The following is a 16859-nucleotide window of genomic DNA, read 5'->3' on the forward strand; positions in this document are numbered from 1 at the left end:
TTTTCTACATCATTCTTTACTTCATTCTACATACTATAAGATCCCTTGTAGCAGTATTTCCTATAATTTTACACCAACAAATGAAATATAAATGTACCTGCTTATTTTCTAGTAATGAAGGACTTTTAAAAGCATCATAACCATTAAAATATTTAATAAATGCGTAGAAATTTTACACCACTATTGAAAACAATAGGATTATTCATTTCAACAGTCACTTTTGCACAAACAGGAAATGTTGGAATAAATACGGTAACCCCAGGATCGACAATAGATATCAATGGATCTGTAGCTGCCAGTTACAGGGCAGTTAGTGCAACATCTTACAATTTGACCGCAACCGATTTCCATGTTTCATATAATGGCACTGCTAATGCGGTATTCAGTCTTCCCCCGGCAATTAATGGAGTTGGAAACTTCAAAGGACGTATCTATACGATTAAGAATAATACCAATTTCACAATAACAGTAAACTCTGCAGCTCCAGAAACAATTAACGGAAATACAAACGTTTCAGTACCTGCCAATCAAAGCGTACAGTTGATCAATACAGGACTAACGGGAGCAACGAGCACATGGGAGGCTACAACAGCCAATAGTAGTGCAACTACTGCCAGTAATGGACTTACGCTTTCGGGTAATGATGTAAAATTAGGAGGCGCTCTTTCCCAGGCTACAGATATTGCTACCACAGGAAACAATTTAAGTGTAACCGGTACAGGTAAAGTTTTATTAGGTACAAATACAGTTCCGGCAGGAGCTGCCAATGCGAAAATAGTTATTGATAATGGAACAACAAACGGAGCATTACAAATTAAAGATGGTACACAACAATTAGGATATGTATTAACCAGTGATTCCAATGGATTAGCGACGTGGTCATCTACAGTTACCACCGCTTTTGCCAATAACTGGACATCTTATACAGGAACATTGGTCAATCCTTTCACCGGAAATGCAGGTGGAGATAATCTAGCCACAGGAATATCCGTAAACATTCCTGCCAAAGGATGGTATTTTTTCCGTTCTGGAATTACAATCACATCTACTTGTAATGATTACTGGTTTTACATAGGTGGTATAGGAGAAGTATGGAAAGCATATTGTGGAACCGGCAGCCCTGATCCTATTAATTTTGTACCAAGAGATCAGACCAGAGTATTATACTTCGCAGCTCCCGGAATTTATCCTATAGTTGCTCACAAAACGAATTTAGTAGTTCCGACGGGATTTAATGGTGGAAACCCTTCTTTTTACTTAGATTTTGTAAAGTTCCAAAATTAATATAATATAAACTTTCAGTTCATAAAAATGAACAACAGAAATTATTTAAATACTAATGATCTAAATACCATTTAAAAACAACAATTTTATATGAGAAGAAATTCAATTTTCCTTACCTTATTACTAATTTTAAATAGTATTCTAATCTACTCACAAGCTGGAAATGTAGGCATTAATACCACTACTCCCGGTAGTACTTTAACGGTGAGCGGATCATTTGCAGCCACGTATAGATCGGTTACGACAAGTGGAACTGTAGATCCCAAAGATTACTATATAGCTTATAATGGTAACAGTAATGGAACTTTAACTCTGCCCGCAGCCATAAATGGATCCGGAAATTTTATGGGTAGGACCTACCATTTTAAAAATACAGGAACTGCCCAACTTTCCATCACCGCCAATGGAACTGAATTAATTGACAATCAAAGTGGAACTGGTATAACAACAGTAAATGTACCTCCTGGTTACTATGCATTTTTTATTAGCAAAGGAACGATCACAGGAACAACATGGGAACTTATTTTACTGTCGAGTTCTGATAATTTACCGGTAGCAGCTTCTACCTATCCCTTTTCAACGGTAAGTACTGCAACCAGGCAAAACCTTACAGCAAGCACAGGCCCTTATATTACATCTGAAATACATTATCCTGAAGGAACGGTAATAAATACAGGAAATGTTCTTAACACTGTAAATGGAAAATTCACAGCACCTACCAATGGATATTATATGTTCTACGGATCTACACAGTTCGATAATGGCTCTGTTCCAGGTGCTCCCAATTTTGCCTGGGTGGTTTTATATCTTATAAAGAATTACAGTACAAATCCCAATAACATATTAGTTCAGTCTTATCATCCTAATCCAGGCACATTAATAGGTAAAAATGTCTCTTGTATTGCCTATTTAAATGCAGGTGAAACAGTAAGCATGGCAGCAGCAGCTGCAGTAACAAGTGGTAATGTCTACCAAGTGGTTGTAAGCTCTTTATATGGTTATAAAATCGCTAATTAATAATATATCATACTAGGAGAATCATTCATAGATATGCTATTCATCGTTTATAGATTCTAATAACACAATGGAAACTCAAACATGTAGAAATCCCTCATTTTACAAGATTTAACAAGTGGCTGTCTTAAAGGGCAGCCACTTTGTTTTTAAAAATTCACAAAACATAGGTAAGTATCCAAACATTTTGACGGAGGAGTAAGGCCAAAGAACTGCTATGTTTCATTTTTTTTAAAATGTTAAAAAGCTAATTTAAAATACTCCCTATTAATTTATTTCGAGCGTTTTTATACAACAAAAACTCTGAATTTTAATTTTATATACGATTTATTTCATTATTTTTAGTCTAGCAATAAAGCCATAAACTGCATTTAATCAAACAAAATCATTATGGAAAAATTTGACGTAATTATTATTGGTTCAGGACAGGCAGGAACTCCACTTGCAAAAAGGTTATCTAAAGAAGGTAAGCGTATTGCACTTGTCGAGTCAGATTTTGTTGGTGGGACATGTGTGAACTACGGATGTACACCCACCAAGACATTAGTAGGATCAGCCAAAGTCATCTTTCAGGCCCAAAATGCCACAAAATATGGCATTACATTAAATAATAATGCACCCGATTTTCAACTAATTAATCAGCAGAAGAACAAGGTTGTAACTCATTCCCGGGAAGGTTTGGAAAAATCACTTTTTGAAGATCCCAATATTAAATTTTTTCATGGAAAAGGTAGCTTTTCAGGACATAAACAGATACGAGTAGAATTTGCAGATTCAAGCGATATTTTTATTACAGCATCATTGATATTTATTAATACGGGAACAAGAGACCGGATTCCTGAAATAAAGGGATTAACAGGCGTAAATTACCTTACATCAAAGACTCTTTTAACCCTTGAACACTTACCCAAAAAGTTACTTATTATTGGGGGTGGTTATGTTGCGCTTGAATTTTCACAGATTTTCAGTCGATTGGGCAGTCAGGTCACGATTATAGAGCAGTCAGCCAAATTATTACCTAAAGAAGATGATGATGTTGGATCTATGATCACACAGATTCTTACAGCAGAAGGGGTAAAAATTATCACGGATGCAGTGGTTAATAGTGTATGCTCAAATGCAGATGAATCCATTCAAATAGAACTGTCATCAGGAGAGAAACCTTTTACAATATCAGGAACCCATGTTTTAGTCGCTACCGGTAGAATACCCAATACTGAAACACTCAATCTATCAAAATCAAATATTCCAATGGACGGAAGGGGATTTATTCCTGTTAACGATTATCTGGAAACAACGGAAGCGGGCATCTATGCTCTTGGAGATGTAAAGGGTGGACCTGCATTTACTCACGTGTCATATCATGACTATCTTGTTGTGGCCGACCATTTATTTGGCAAAAAAACTTCTACTATTCGCGATCGATTGATTCCCTACTGTGTTTTTATTGATCCTGAGCTTGGAAGAATTGGGATCACGGAAAAAGAAGCCCGTGAAAGAAATCTGAATTTTTCTGTAGCTAAAATGGATGCATCCTCTATAGCAAGGGCTGTAGAAACTGACGAAACAATAGGTTTCGTAAAGGCGATTGTGGACCATAATACTAAGAAGATTTTGGGAGTTGCAGCACTATGTGCGGGAGGTGGTGAGTTCATGTCTATATTGCAGATCGCTATGTTGGGCGGGTTGACTTATGACCAATTACGCGATACCATGTTCGCCCATCCTACCTATGCCGAGGCAATTAACAATCTCTTTAATCCAGCCCATCTAAAACCAGGCATTTCATCATGATAAATTTTTAAAATAGTAAGCATCAGTGCCTCTCTTTCAAGGTAATCATTAAAGTTCATTAATATTAAAATAAAATTTCGAAATACTGAAACTATAATTCTTGCCTCTCGACAAAAAAAAGATGACTACAGAAAGTCTATCCTCAATATGGCTTCAAACAGTCTCGATTTAACTACAAATCCTGCTATTTTAATATCCAAATTTGCTGTATTAATTTAAATCAATTAAAATTATGCAGACAAATGAACAAAAAGTAGCATTGGTTTCAGGTGCGAATACTGGGATAGGTTTTCAAATTGCTAAGGCCCTCACCAATAATGGATACGCAGTTTATGTAGGTTCCCGTAATCTTCAAAAGGGCATGACAGCTGTCGCAGAGATTGGCGGTCAAGCAAAAGCTATTCAATTAGATATCACTGATTCCAATTCCATCGATGCGGCAGTAAAAATAATAGAAAATGAATTTGGGTACCTTACATTGTTAGTGAATAACGCAGCCATCTCACATGCTGGCCATTCCGGACGTACAATGGAAGAAGTATTGGGAGCACAACGGGCAAGCATTGTACCTATCAACGAAATAGAAACCGTTTGGAAGACAAATGTATTCGGTACTTTAGAAATCACGCAAGCCTTTTTGCCTTTATTACAAAATGCACCTGCTGCGCGTATTGTGACGGTTTCCAGTGCATTGGGATCTCTCGTGTTGAACTCAAATCCGGAAAACCCTTACCGTTCGGCATTTGATGCGGTTTATGGAGCTTCTAAAACAGCACTCAATGGGATTTTTCTTTCTCTAGCCATAGAATTGGAAAACACCAACATCAAAGTCCATCTTGTAAGTCCTGGTTTTACCGCTACGGCACTCAATAATTTTCAGGGAACAGATACAGTGGAAGAAGGATCGGTTGAACCAATAAGAGTGGCCTTGGCAGAAGATATCCCAACAGGAAGCTTTACAGGACCCAGCAATTTTTCGGGAGTAAACAACAGTCTTCCGTGGTAGGAATTCATTAAACCAAAAACTTATGGTAATCAATTTGTCATAAGTTTTTTTACAAATTTATGTAATGAAAAATAAAAACGATAAATTGATCCGGTTAAATGATAGATTTTAATTTTCGTGACTGATTCCATTTCTTTTTACAATTTCTGCTTGCTTTAAAGATGAGTTAAAAATACAAATTTCCTTTGTCTCTATTATTGACTCAAAAACTGTTTCAATACCTACTAATCAAAATACACAGGAGATCAATACAGGAAGGTATTACTTCTTCTTTCATTACAAAAGCAGCTTTGCAATGAATATTTAATTCTCTCTGATGTGAAAATTTAACATTTAGAACATACTCTATTCAATTTATTATTTTAAATTTATTATTCTATTACCAAACATATTGCATTATGAATAAATTATCATCAGACACTTCATGAATTTTAACAAATAAAAAAAACAATATTAAACTTTTAACCAAATCAAAAAAACTAATATGTCAAACATCAATTCAACATCAGAAACACAAAAAAATTTAACCTCAGTTTCTCTATCTCCGGAAGACAGATATAAACTTCTAAATGAGTTTAATGACACCAGTTGGAGCTTCCAGAAAGAACAAACTTTGGTTTCTCTTTTCCAAAAACAAGTCAGTCTTCATGCAGATCATACAGCAGCCATCTATCAGAATCGACAAATAACCTACCGCGAGCTGGATCAGAAAAGCAATCAGCTTGCCAATATCCTGATCGCAAAAGGAGTAACAGAAGGTATGTTTGTTCCCGTCTGGCTCGACCGCTCACTGGAATGGATCATTGCCATTCTCGGAGTTTTAAAAACAGGTGCAGCTTATGTACCTATAGATCCGGCGTATCCTGTAAAACGTGTAGAATATATTCTTAATGATACTAAAGCAGAAATCATTATTACCAATCATACCCTCAGCCAATCATTTGCAGGAAGTAAAATCTGCCAGATTTTTTATCTCGATCAAAAAGAAGATCTCACAAATTTATCCGTTCAACAACCGGAGGTTATCCCCCATTACTATGCCCTTGCTTATACAATTTATACCTCTGGCTCAACAGGAAATCCTAAAGGAGTAATGATTACTCATGAAAGCATCCAGCATTTAGTATCCTGGCATAACAGTCATTTTAATGTAGATCATACTTCTCACCTAACTCTGGTTGCAGGATTAGCATTTGATATATCAGTATGGGAAACCTGGTCAGCCCTTACTGCGGGTGCAACTCTTTTTATAACAAATAGTGAAGAAAGGACTGCGGCTTCGGCATTGGTTAACTTTTATCACAAGAACAGAATTACTCACGGTTTCGTACCTACTGTTTTAGCTCCGGCAGTTGTAGCACAGACTAAAAATTACGGTGACCTTGCACTGCAATATCTTTTCACAGGAGGTGAAAAACTTAAACCGGTACTTACTAACGGATTAAGCTATGAGCTTATTGATTATTACGGACCTACAGAATGTACAGTTTATGCTACTTTTAAAAAGGTAAAAGATATTAATGGAGAATATGTTTCTTCAATTGGTAAACCTATAGCAAATGCTAAAGCTTATATTCTGGGAAACCAAATGGAACTATTGCCGATAGGTGCAACTGGAGAACTGTATATTAGTGGAATTTTATTAGCTAAAGGATATCTTAATAATGAAGAACTCACCTCTTCAAAGTTCATTGTCAATCCTTTTATGGAAACTGAAAAATTGTATCGTACAGGAGATCTTGCCAGATGGACTTCAGAGGGAGATATTCAATTTCTTGGACGAATTGATAATCAGGTGAAAATTAGAGGATTCCGTGTTGAATTAGGAGAAATAGAACGCACCTTTGACCGGTTGGAGGGAATACAGGAAGCGATTGTAATCACAAAAAACACTTCAGGAGATAACAAATACCTAACTACTTTTATTGTTTTAAAACCTAATGTGGAAAAAAACATTGCACTGATCAGAAATCAGCTCAAAGAGGAATTGCCAGGGTATATGATTCCCGCACAGATTATTGCTATTGATAAAATACCATTAACGGCCAATGGAAAAACAAATACTGATCTTTTACAGAGCTTAGCTGATAAGGAAGCTAAGGAACTTATCTCCCACGAACCACCAACAAATGAGACCGAAAGAATTATCGCAGATATTTGGTCATCAGAACTAGAACTTCCCATCATTAATATGACAGATCAGTTCTTTGATATTGGCGGAAATTCTCTTTTAGTAGCTATTGTAGCTGTTGCATTACAGGAAAAATTAAATGTAAAAGTATACCTACGCGATATTTATCAATATCCTGTATTACGAAATCTCGCTAATGTACTGATAGCTCGTGCTAAGGAAGTAAGGGAGGCAATTCCTCTCGAAGATGTGGAGCCTTATGTTGAATTACAGCAAGATGTCTACCTGAATCCCGGAACCTATTTTGAGGATAATTTTGATCCAAAAAAAATTGAAGATCCATCAGCAATATTGTTGACCGGTGCCACAGGATTTGTAGGAATTCATCTTTTACAGGAACTTTTAGATACAACTACCGCAGATATTTATTGTCTGGTAAGAGCCCAGGATGAATTTCATGCAATGGAAAAAATAGACAAGTGTTTTATTCAATTTCATGTCCCTCAAAACCATGAACAGCGATCAAGAATTATCCCTGTTTTAGGTGATCTGGCAGTACCTTCGCTCGGATTATCAGAGGAAATATTTAATATGCTGGCAACAACTATTGATCTGATTTATCATTCCGGTAGTTCCGTAAACTTTATTGAGCCTTATTCTTATATGAAAGCTCCCAATGTTGATGGGCTCAGAGAAATTATAAGACTTGCAGGAGCTCAAAGAACAAAATGCCTTGCTTTGTTATCTACTATTTCTGTTTACAGTTGGGGACATGTGTTTACCGGAAAAAAAGTAATGCTGGAATCTGATGATATTGAACAAAACATTGTATCAGTAAGTAAAGATATCGGCTACGTCAGAAGTAAGTACGTAATGGAAGCCATAGCCGATCTGGCCGCAAAAGAAGGTCTCCCATTAATTACTTATCGTCTGGGATATGCAATGTGCCATAGTGAATCCGGAGCAAGTGCGCCCTATCAGTGGTGGTCGGGTCTGGTGAAAAACTGTATTGAATTTAAGTCTTACCCTGCATTAACAGAGTTAAGAGAAGGTTTGATAACAGTCGACTATATGACTAAATCAATGGCTTATATTACAAAAAATAAAAATGCCATCGGAAAGAAATTCAATCTGATTGCCAGCCCGGAGACCAATCTGACCTTGGAAGGTTTCTTTGACCTGCTTAAAAAAAATTACCCCTACCACCTTAGCCCCCTTCCCTATAAAGAATGGCGAAAACATTGGGAGAATGACAGCAAAAACAGATTATACCCATTGACAAGTTTGTTTAAAGATAATATGCATGAAGGTTTGTCTACGGTGGAACTTTATCAGCATACTTACATTTGGGACTGTTCAAATGTACAGGAGTTCCTCAAAGATTCTGATATTAAAGAACCTGTGTTCGACAAACCACTCCTCGATTCTTATTTAAAGTATCTTGGCCTGCATTCTTAGTTATGGTTTATCCCCGGTTCTGGCCGGGGATTTTATTTGAAAATCTTCTGAGCAAACTGATATAGAGATCTTCTCCAGGTAAGCCATTCGTGATAAGTGCCCGCAGAACTGTATAAAGTGTAAGAATACTTATTTTGGCTAAAAAAATCATTCAATGTTTTATTAAATTCAAAAAACCTTGCCTCTTCTTTTTCCCCGATTCCAATAAAAAAGTAAGGCTTTTTCTTTGATTTTAATAAGTTTCCGATTGGAAGTTCTTTAAAAGGGTCGGATTCGGTACCTTCATAAATCACTGGGCTAAATACCCCAATTGCTGAAAACATCTCAGGATGACTAGCTCCGATAAGCATAGCCTGATAACTTCCACGAGAAAGTCCGGCAATAGCTTTTTTATCAGTCGTTTTATATTTCTTTTCAATATAGGGAATCAGCTCCTGAGTAAGGATTTTGTCAAGGTTTTTGGAAGAAAGAACAGTTCTTGGATAATCATCTGCCATCTTTTCTTCTTCTGGATTTAACGCAACTCCATAATCCATAACCACGATCATTTCCTTAGCTTTTTTCTCTGCAAAAAGGTTATCAAGAATTTGGCGGATAAAACCTTGTTTTTCCCATCCTGTAATATCTTCTCCTGTACCATGATATAAGTACAGAACAGGTAGCTTCTCCGATCCGTAATTCGGGGGAAGATATACTTTAAAATTTCTTTTACCCTGTGTTATATTCGAATTTAGGCTGTCCTCAACTATTTCCCCATGTTTTACATTTTTCTCCATAAAAAAATCTTCTCCTGAGGGAACTTCAATACCACTGGTAGGTTGGCCATAGCCAAAATACAGCTGTGTATTTGGATCATTTACCCGTTTGCCATCCACATTCAACCAGTAATAATGAAACCCTATTTCCAACGGTGTTGTTGAGATATTCCAAAAGCCATCTTTATCTTTTGAAACAAGGGATTTTATACTTTTCATTCCATCACCACCATCTAAGGTCACCGATTTTGCATCTGGAAAATAAACACGAAATTTCGCTTTCCTCTCTGCATCTATTTTAGGAAATGCTTTTCCAGGCAAGGCTGTAGAAGTAATTGTATAGGTTTGGGAAAATGCTATTGAAGAAAATAAAATGAAACTAAGAAATATCTTTTGTAGGTACTGCATTATTTTAGTTTTAAAAAATAAGAAAATCATAATCATTCATCACAAGACACCATTTTTAAGAAAGGTCTTAAATCAGTCTTTAAGTTAACATTAGGTAATTTCATTTCAATATTAAGGAAATATTTATAGAAAAATAGTCAAAGACAGAATTTTCAAAAATTATCGAAGTTTAATTTAAAATCAAAAAAATAAATGAAAATCAAGAATATAAATACTTAGAACTTAACAATGATTAATCAAATTACAGATAAAATAATACTTCAAAACCTACATTCCATAAGTAAACTAATTGAATATTAATATTTTAATAATAATTTCACTTCAATTAACCAAAATTGATTAATTTAGAATGAACTAAACGTAATCTGCAAAACTAAAGCAGAATAGCAAATTATAAAATTAAATTCTTATGAAAAATTTAAAAAAAATCAACAGACAAGAAATGAAAACCATCCAGGGCGGCATTAACTGCATGGGTGGACAACTGTGTTTGATCAACGGAAAATGGCAGTGTATGCCATATGACGGATGTGGTGGCGGAAATCAACCGTAATTCTTAAGTTCAACCAAATTACTTTATTATGAAAAATTTTAAGAAAATTTCAAGAGATCACCTGAAGAATATTAATGGTGGTGCCGTGACGTGCTCTGAAGCATGTTGTCCTCCTCCAGGAACAAAAAGATGTCCTTGGGTGTATTGTTTTGCACCATGTGAGATATTGAGCTAAATACTACAAGTTTTTAGATCATATAAAAGCTGTCCTTTTGGGCAGCTTTTTTTTAATGTAAAATAATAATGAAATAATATTTCCACTAAAAATAGTTGACTTAGTCAACTATTGTGTATTTTTACATTATGAAACAAGAATATATTGACCAAATAAGATCCTTTAACAGGAATTATACGCAGGTACTGGGGCTGCTTAACAAAGGTATCCTGGATGGGGACCTTGGCATTTCGGAGGTTAGGGTTATGCGTGAAATTTATTTCAATTCTGATATAACACCAACACAAATCGCCAGTACTCTTGAATTAGATAAAGGTTTCTTAAGCCGGATACTTAAACGTTTTGAAAAATTGGGTCTCACTATTAAAAAGAAATCTGGAGAAGACCATCGCTCAAATATTATTAATCTTACAGATGTAGGTCGTATGACGTATGAAAAAATAAATCTTGATTCGGACAATCATATAGAAAATTTATTTACTGACTTTTCCAAAGAGAAATTGAAAACCATCATTCGATGTATGAATACCATCGATTCACTTCTTCACCAAAAGGATGATCATGACCCAGTTGACCCTATCATTATTCGTCCGATTGAAGAAAAGGACAATGAGCAATTAGCGGCTCTTATTCGTCAGGTATTTGATGAATTCAATGCTTCTAAAAAAGGAAGCGTGTATGATGATCCCCAGACAGATATATTATATCAACATTTTCTACATCCTTCTGCTGAATATTGGGTAGTAGAATGTAATCATACAATTTTAGGAGGGTGTGGCTTTTATCCAACCCCAGGACTACCTTCATCATGTGCGGAGATTGTCAAGTTCTACCTTTCAGATAAATTAAGGGGAAATGGTATTGGCTTATATCTTCTTAATATGATTGAAGAAAGAGCAAAAAAAGCTGGTTACCATCAACTCTACCTGGAATCCTTCGAGGTATTTCAAGGTGCAGTATCTTTATATGAAAAACTGGGTTACAAACATTTAGATGACTCACTCGGTAATTCAGGACATTACGCTACAACAATTCATATGTTGAAAAGTATCGATTAGAAAATGACAGAAAAGTTAATAATCTTAAAATCAAAATCTAAACTTCAACATCACCAGTTATCACTTTTCCATCACGTTTGTAAGTGGCTATAATAACTCCTTTTGATGTTACCTGATTTTCCGTTAATGTAAATGCCGCCGGAATCATATTATTTTCAAATAGCTTTTTCCCTTCACCAAGTATTAAGGGGTAAATTTTGAGCCGCATTTCATCAACGAGATCATGTTTTAGCAGCAATTGGACAAGCTTACTGCTACCCCAAACCTGAATATCAGCGCCTTCCGAATTCTTGAGCATTTTGATATCTTCAAGACTTTTGATAAAAGTGGTGTTTTCCCAATCTGATTCTTCCATGGTGTGAGACAGAATATATTTATTACCATCATTGATACCTGGCCAGAAGTCAGCATGCTGAGGCCAATAGGATGAAAAAATATCAAAGGTTTTCCTACCCAAAAGATAATCCGATGGCTTCATTTCTTCTTTCATGATCTCGCCGAAAAGCTCATCCCCGTAAGACACCGTCCATCCACCATATTTGAAGTCTCCGGATACGTCTTCCTGAGGTCCACCAGGAGCCTGGATAACACCATCCAATGTCATCATTGATAAAACAGTTATTTTCCTCATCTTATTATTTTTTCGTAGTCTAAATCTGAATTTAATTACTTTAAAAAACTGTTCAAATAACCCAAAATAATTGAAGTCTGCATCATAAGGCTGACATGGCTCTGTCCTGGAACGATGGCTAATTGAGATTTTGGCATAGGTTTAAAATCTGCAGAAATGCCACCTCCCAACAATTTATATGTTTTTGCCAGCTCTACTTTATCCAGTCCGTCATTGTCTCCAGAAATAATTAATACAGGTGAAGAAATTTTCGAAATATTATTGTCTCCAAAGTCATATGGAACTCCAGCGGAAGCAATCATCTGCTCTAAGAATTTTGTCCATTTTGTTTTATCAGGTGCTACTGCATCATACGCAGTCTGCATAGGGCTGTTTGCAAAAAGTTCTGGCTTCATGTTCTTAAAAGCATTGTTTATCTCAGGTAGCCAACCACTACTTTTATAGGTCGCAGAAATGATTACCAGGTTCTTAAGTCGTTTAGGACTTTGGATAGCAAATTCGTATGCTATAGCACCTCCAAAGCTATACCCTACTACATCGGCACTTTCAATTTTCAGATAATCCATGACTCCAACTACATCACTTGCTAAGGTAGCATGAGACAATTTTCTATCTGAAAATGCTGTATGTCCATGTCCCTGCAATTCAATTGCAATGACTTTCCTTGTTTTTGACAGCTCTGGAATTAACTGCCCCCAGTTTGTGTCAATGGTCATAAAAGCGCCATGCAATAGAACAATGGGTCTACCCTCACCATATACTTCATAATAAACTTTAATACCATTAACCGGTACGTAGCCACTGTTAGAAGGCTTTATTTGTTGCCCATATAATTGCGATGCTGTAAACATCATAATAACAACCATTACTAATGGCGTAAGGAACTTACAGGAATTTAATAGATTTTTCATAATTATATTTGATTTTGTTTAACCAAAATTAGTAATCTATCATGAAAATTAACTTACCATAAGGCAAGATTTTATTTTGAAGCTATAAAGGACCTAAGAAAAGCAGATCTTTCTATATTTTAAAAAAAAAGAAAAAATTAAACATGTTTTTTTATTATCCAGTTCCACCATATATCCTACCATTAATAATTAAAAAAATGTATTATTCCCATTTTACTGCCAGAATTCATTGCTTCATAGAAATGTTTACTTTATCAAAATATACAATCTTTATCAAACCCTTTTCTTTGATTTTTCTGTATTCTTCTCTCTCAACATCAATCCTTTTCTTTTCACCGTTAAAAGTATTTATTAAAAATATTTTGAAAATTACTTTACATTTGTAAGTAGTTACCATTTTGATATATAGGAACATAAAGTAAAACCTGGTATTAATTTCCGGAAAATAGATAATGTCAATCACCAATTGTAACCGGAGTCAGATAAGTTGCAAAAAGATATATTATAAGTTTTAATAAAATCATCATATGCAGATTTTACCTTCCACAATTTTAGTACCCTACATAAAGAACTTTACTGTTGTTACGATTGACAGGGATATTGATAATGAGGTATTTTATCCAAGTGGATATGTAGATTTAATCATTAATTTATCTGGAGGGGCAGCCGCCACTATTATCAATGGTAAACGGAAGAACACTCCAGATATAGAATTGTTGGGACATCTTACCCTTCCAACCAGGCTCACAGTAAAAAAATATACATCTATTCTTATTGCTCGTATTTACCCGTATGCTGCATCATTATTCTTTTCAGCCCCTTTATCCGAATTCACTAACTATGCCACAGATATGTATGATGTGGCCAATGCAGAAAACAAGGAATTATATGATCGCATAATGCTGACAGAAGGACTCATCTCTAAAATCAGTATTTTGGAAACTCACTTTCTTAAGCAACTGAAAAAAAACGAAACGCGGTTAAAGAAAATTTCAATTATCCAGACCCTCAGCCAAAAGTTTTTTCTCGATCACCAACCATTAGCCCTCTCTACTATTGCGCAGAACTCAGGACTGTCTGAAAGATATATCCAAAAGCTTTATATGATGAATATGGGTATTAGTCCATCAGCCTTTTCTGGAGTAATACGGTTTAATAAGAGTTTACAGATGGTACTGAATACAGCAGCATCACTTACTGAAATAGCTTATGCATGTGGATATTACGATCAGGCACATTTCATTAAGGAGTTCAGAAAATTTACAGCTATTACTCCATTTGCATCCAGGAACTCACTGATAAAAAATGATGCTGAATTTCAACAAGCCGTCAACATCGGTTTCTGAATCTATTTCACCGGGTGGTTACTGCTGAACATATCGCGATGCATCTTCCAACCTTCGTTTGTATTTTTCCAGATAACAATTACTTTTCCATCATCCAGTTTCTTACCCTCCAGATCTGTCATCTCATAATAACTTTCCTCTGTTACATATGTTTTACCGTCTCCATAAAGGTTCTGGATAGAAAATTTAACATGTACTTTAGGTCCGGACTTAAAGAATATTCCTATTTCTTTACTCCCACATACTGGTGTAGCGTTTGGAGGAAAGAGACAGGCATCATCGGTATATCGGGTCAGGATGGATCCATCATTTTTATTAGCAAGGTCAGCGTAGATAGCATTGCTCGCTTCAATTGTCTTTCTCACAGAACTAAAGGCATCACTGGTTTGAGCATTACACCAAAAAGCTAATGTCAGCAATCCACTTAAAACAAGTATTTTTTTCATTTCAATTTTTTATTCAAAGTAAATCATCTTTACTCACTAAAAATTGTAAAATAGCGAACAAATTATATGGATACAAAATATATAAATAAATCAATTTCCAGCAAAAATCTATTTTGAAAAGAACGAGAGATTGCTTTCCTATAAAAATTGACAGAAGCTTATATGTGCCAATTTTGTTGAAGGACTTTTAAAAAACATAATTAAGATCAAGCCCTGAAAACATTACCGGTTCTCCTTTACCAATCACACTCCCTAATCTAACCTCTAAAGGTAATATCATCTGTGCCGGAATCCTTAACCACAAGGGCATATTGTAATAATTGATATTAAAAAGTGGTCCTAGCTGTATGCCCACAGAGGGTACAAATACAATAGAAGCTTTTCCTTCCTGAAATTCAACCCCACCTTCCATATAACTGATAAAACCCAAAAACTTTTTATCCGTGATCCAATAATCATAATTGCTCCTGACACCTCCTTTTAACAAATAAACTCTTTGCCTGGGCAATTCAGAACCGAATTGGCCAATACTCCCAAATCCATAACTCAGCGTATAACCATTAAAATAATCCAACATTCCTCTTTTTGTTCCCAATTCATTATACTCATACCGTTTTGAGAAAAGCCCAAACTTCAACCTGAATTCACCGCTTTCCAAATTAGCACTTTTAAATGCTCTCGAATTAAAACCAAAGACTATAGAATTTCCAATCCTACTCCTGATGAAGTTTCGGTCTGGTAATATCTGACTCGCCTTCCTGGCCTCTACTGTAATCAGGCTGTCAGGAAGGAGATTGTTTAAATCGGTATTATAGGGGATCGGTATCAGCCATAGAGGTTTAATAGAATCTAACAAATCATCAGCCTTCATACTTCCAATTAACTTCCCTGAATATGCATCAAACACTTCTGAAAGCGAAACCTGAACGGCCTCAATTATCCTGTCAGCACCACTCTTTTCCAATGATCCATCACCATAAGCTTTCCATACCTCTCCTCGCCTATTGACCACCATACTTCCTTTCATCGAATAAAAATCATGCAATGCTTTATTATTGGTAAAAGATGCCAATGGACTCCTGTTTACCACAAGATGCCCTGATGAAAAAGCATCTTCCAGAAAATGGTCTGCAAAACTGTTAAACAATATAGCCTGTTGTAACCATGTTTCTGCACGTTCCTGATCAAATTCCTTAAGCTTACCAGCTTTTGCAGCAAGATCCATGGCTATTAAGTGCACCGTCACATACATTGTTAGTGCATTTGTCTTTTTCAACTTTTGAAATACAGCTTTCACTTTGGTTTTATTCTGTGCATCCTGTACCCAAGCCGGTTTAAAAGCATTAAGCTGCGAGCGTAGGTCTTTGCCATACAGATAAAAATGCGACATATTAGCTACTGCTAACAGCGCATATCGCATATCGAGCCCAGCCAGCTTTGCATCGGGTGCTGCCAATTGTCCCTGATCAATATATAATTGGTGCATAGTGATGATCTGTTGGATCACGGATTCTTTATTACGCAATTGCTCTTCAAGCAATACCGGATCTATTTCATGGTCTCCATTAAGCCCGTTTAATATACCATAACTGATTTTACTGCCGCCAGAAGATAAAAAACCAAAATTTTCAGGATCTTCTCCACTTAGTATCGCTTTAAAAAAGAATCCACCTCCAGGTTGATCCAAATGCATAAATCTGAACCGTTTAAAAGCAGCATCCCCGATCTTTTTATGTTCCCCATATAAATAGGCGAAACTTTGACCGGGGATTGCTAGAAATACTAAGATAATACCAATGGACATACGTAATTTCATAATCCATTAAAATTTATCTGTTTTTGATCTCTGAGGTTTGTTAGGCTGCAACAATATTTTATGTTTTATTTTA

At 35.7% G+C, this 16859-nt stretch carries 14 protein-coding genes; 9 read left to right on the forward strand and 5 right to left on the reverse strand.

The genetic code is table 11. The annotated features are described in order from the left end of the window. The first annotated feature begins 159 nt into the window (after positions 1-159). The 5 genes from AC3WRL_RS17835 (at position 160) to AC3WRL_RS17855 (ending at position 8687) form a co-directional block, all read left to right on the forward strand. Positions 160-1284, forward strand: coding sequence for a hypothetical protein (locus AC3WRL_RS17835; protein WP_492330878.1), 1125 nt, complete (start codon positions 160-162; stop codon positions 1282-1284). A 90-nt stretch (positions 1285-1374) separates the two neighbouring features. Further along, on the forward strand, positions 1375-2301 hold the full coding sequence (locus AC3WRL_RS17840) for a hypothetical protein (RefSeq protein ID WP_492330879.1): 927 nt from the start codon (positions 1375-1377) through the stop codon (positions 2299-2301). Between the two features lie 387 nt (positions 2302-2688). Further along, a complete protein-coding gene (locus tag AC3WRL_RS17845) occupies positions 2689-4092 on the forward strand; it encodes a mercuric reductase (protein ID WP_492330880.1) in 1404 nt (467 codons plus the stop codon). Positions 4093-4324: 232 nt separating this feature from the next. After that, positions 4325-5098 carry an SDR family NAD(P)-dependent oxidoreductase gene (locus AC3WRL_RS17850; RefSeq protein ID WP_492330881.1) on the forward strand — a complete coding sequence of 258 codons (774 nt, stop codon included), beginning with the start codon at positions 4325-4327 and terminating at the stop codon, positions 5096-5098. A gap of 484 nt (positions 5099-5582) precedes the next feature. After that, on the forward strand, positions 5583-8687 hold the full coding sequence (locus AC3WRL_RS17855) for a non-ribosomal peptide synthetase family protein (protein ID WP_492330882.1): 3105 nt from the start codon (positions 5583-5585) through the stop codon (positions 8685-8687). A 32-nt stretch (positions 8688-8719) separates the two neighbouring features. Here AC3WRL_RS17855 and AC3WRL_RS17860 read toward each other — a convergent pair whose 3' ends face one another. Further along, entirely contained in the window at positions 8720-9850 is a 1131-nt protein-coding gene (locus tag AC3WRL_RS17860) for an alpha/beta hydrolase-fold protein (RefSeq protein WP_492330883.1), read from the reverse strand. A gap of 409 nt (positions 9851-10259) precedes the next feature. Between AC3WRL_RS17860 and AC3WRL_RS17865 the strand changes: the two genes are divergently transcribed. From AC3WRL_RS17865 to AC3WRL_RS17875, 3 genes are all read left to right on the forward strand, one after another. Continuing rightward, on the forward strand, positions 10260-10403 hold the full coding sequence (locus AC3WRL_RS17865; RefSeq protein ID WP_261511917.1) for a bacteriocin-like protein: 144 nt from the start codon (positions 10260-10262) through the stop codon (positions 10401-10403). Positions 10404-10431: 28 nt separating this feature from the next. Continuing rightward, positions 10432-10578, forward strand: coding sequence for a bacteriocin-like protein (locus AC3WRL_RS17870; RefSeq protein WP_261511915.1), 147 nt, complete (start codon positions 10432-10434; stop codon positions 10576-10578). 128 nt (positions 10579-10706) lie between these two features. After that, positions 10707-11636 (forward strand): bifunctional helix-turn-helix transcriptional regulator/GNAT family N-acetyltransferase, encoded by a 930-nt coding sequence (locus tag AC3WRL_RS17875; RefSeq protein WP_492330884.1) that lies wholly within the window; start codon positions 10707-10709, stop codon positions 11634-11636. 37 nt (positions 11637-11673) lie between these two features. On the opposite strand, the gene AC3WRL_RS17880 is transcribed toward AC3WRL_RS17875, so the two are convergent. Together AC3WRL_RS17880 and AC3WRL_RS17885 are read right to left on the reverse strand one after the other, a co-directional pair. Beyond that, positions 11674-12267 (reverse strand): dihydrofolate reductase family protein, encoded by a 594-nt coding sequence (locus tag AC3WRL_RS17880; RefSeq protein ID WP_492330885.1) that lies wholly within the window; start codon positions 12265-12267, stop codon positions 11674-11676. A 35-nt stretch (positions 12268-12302) separates the two neighbouring features. Further along, positions 12303-13178, reverse strand: coding sequence for an alpha/beta fold hydrolase (locus AC3WRL_RS17885; RefSeq protein ID WP_251040467.1), 876 nt, complete (start codon positions 13176-13178; stop codon positions 12303-12305). Positions 13179-13705: 527 nt separating this feature from the next. Here AC3WRL_RS17885 and AC3WRL_RS17890 point away from each other — a divergent pair. Then, positions 13706-14524, forward strand: a complete 819-nt coding sequence (locus AC3WRL_RS17890; protein ID WP_492330886.1) for a helix-turn-helix domain-containing protein — start codon at positions 13706-13708, stop codon at positions 14522-14524. Between the two features lie 2 nt (positions 14525-14526). On the opposite strand, the gene AC3WRL_RS17895 is transcribed toward AC3WRL_RS17890, so the two are convergent. Both AC3WRL_RS17895 and AC3WRL_RS17900 read right to left on the reverse strand, forming a co-directional pair. Next, entirely contained in the window at positions 14527-14970 is a 444-nt protein-coding gene (locus tag AC3WRL_RS17895; RefSeq protein WP_251040468.1) for a YybH family protein, read from the reverse strand. A gap of 187 nt (positions 14971-15157) precedes the next feature. Further along, positions 15158-16786: a hypothetical protein gene (locus tag AC3WRL_RS17900; RefSeq protein ID WP_492330887.1), complete on the reverse strand. Its 1629-nt coding sequence runs from the start codon at positions 16784-16786 to the stop codon at positions 15158-15160. Positions 16787-16859 lie beyond the last annotated feature (73 nt).

This window comes from Chryseobacterium sp. FW101-FHT12H09, from assembly GCF_058790395.1.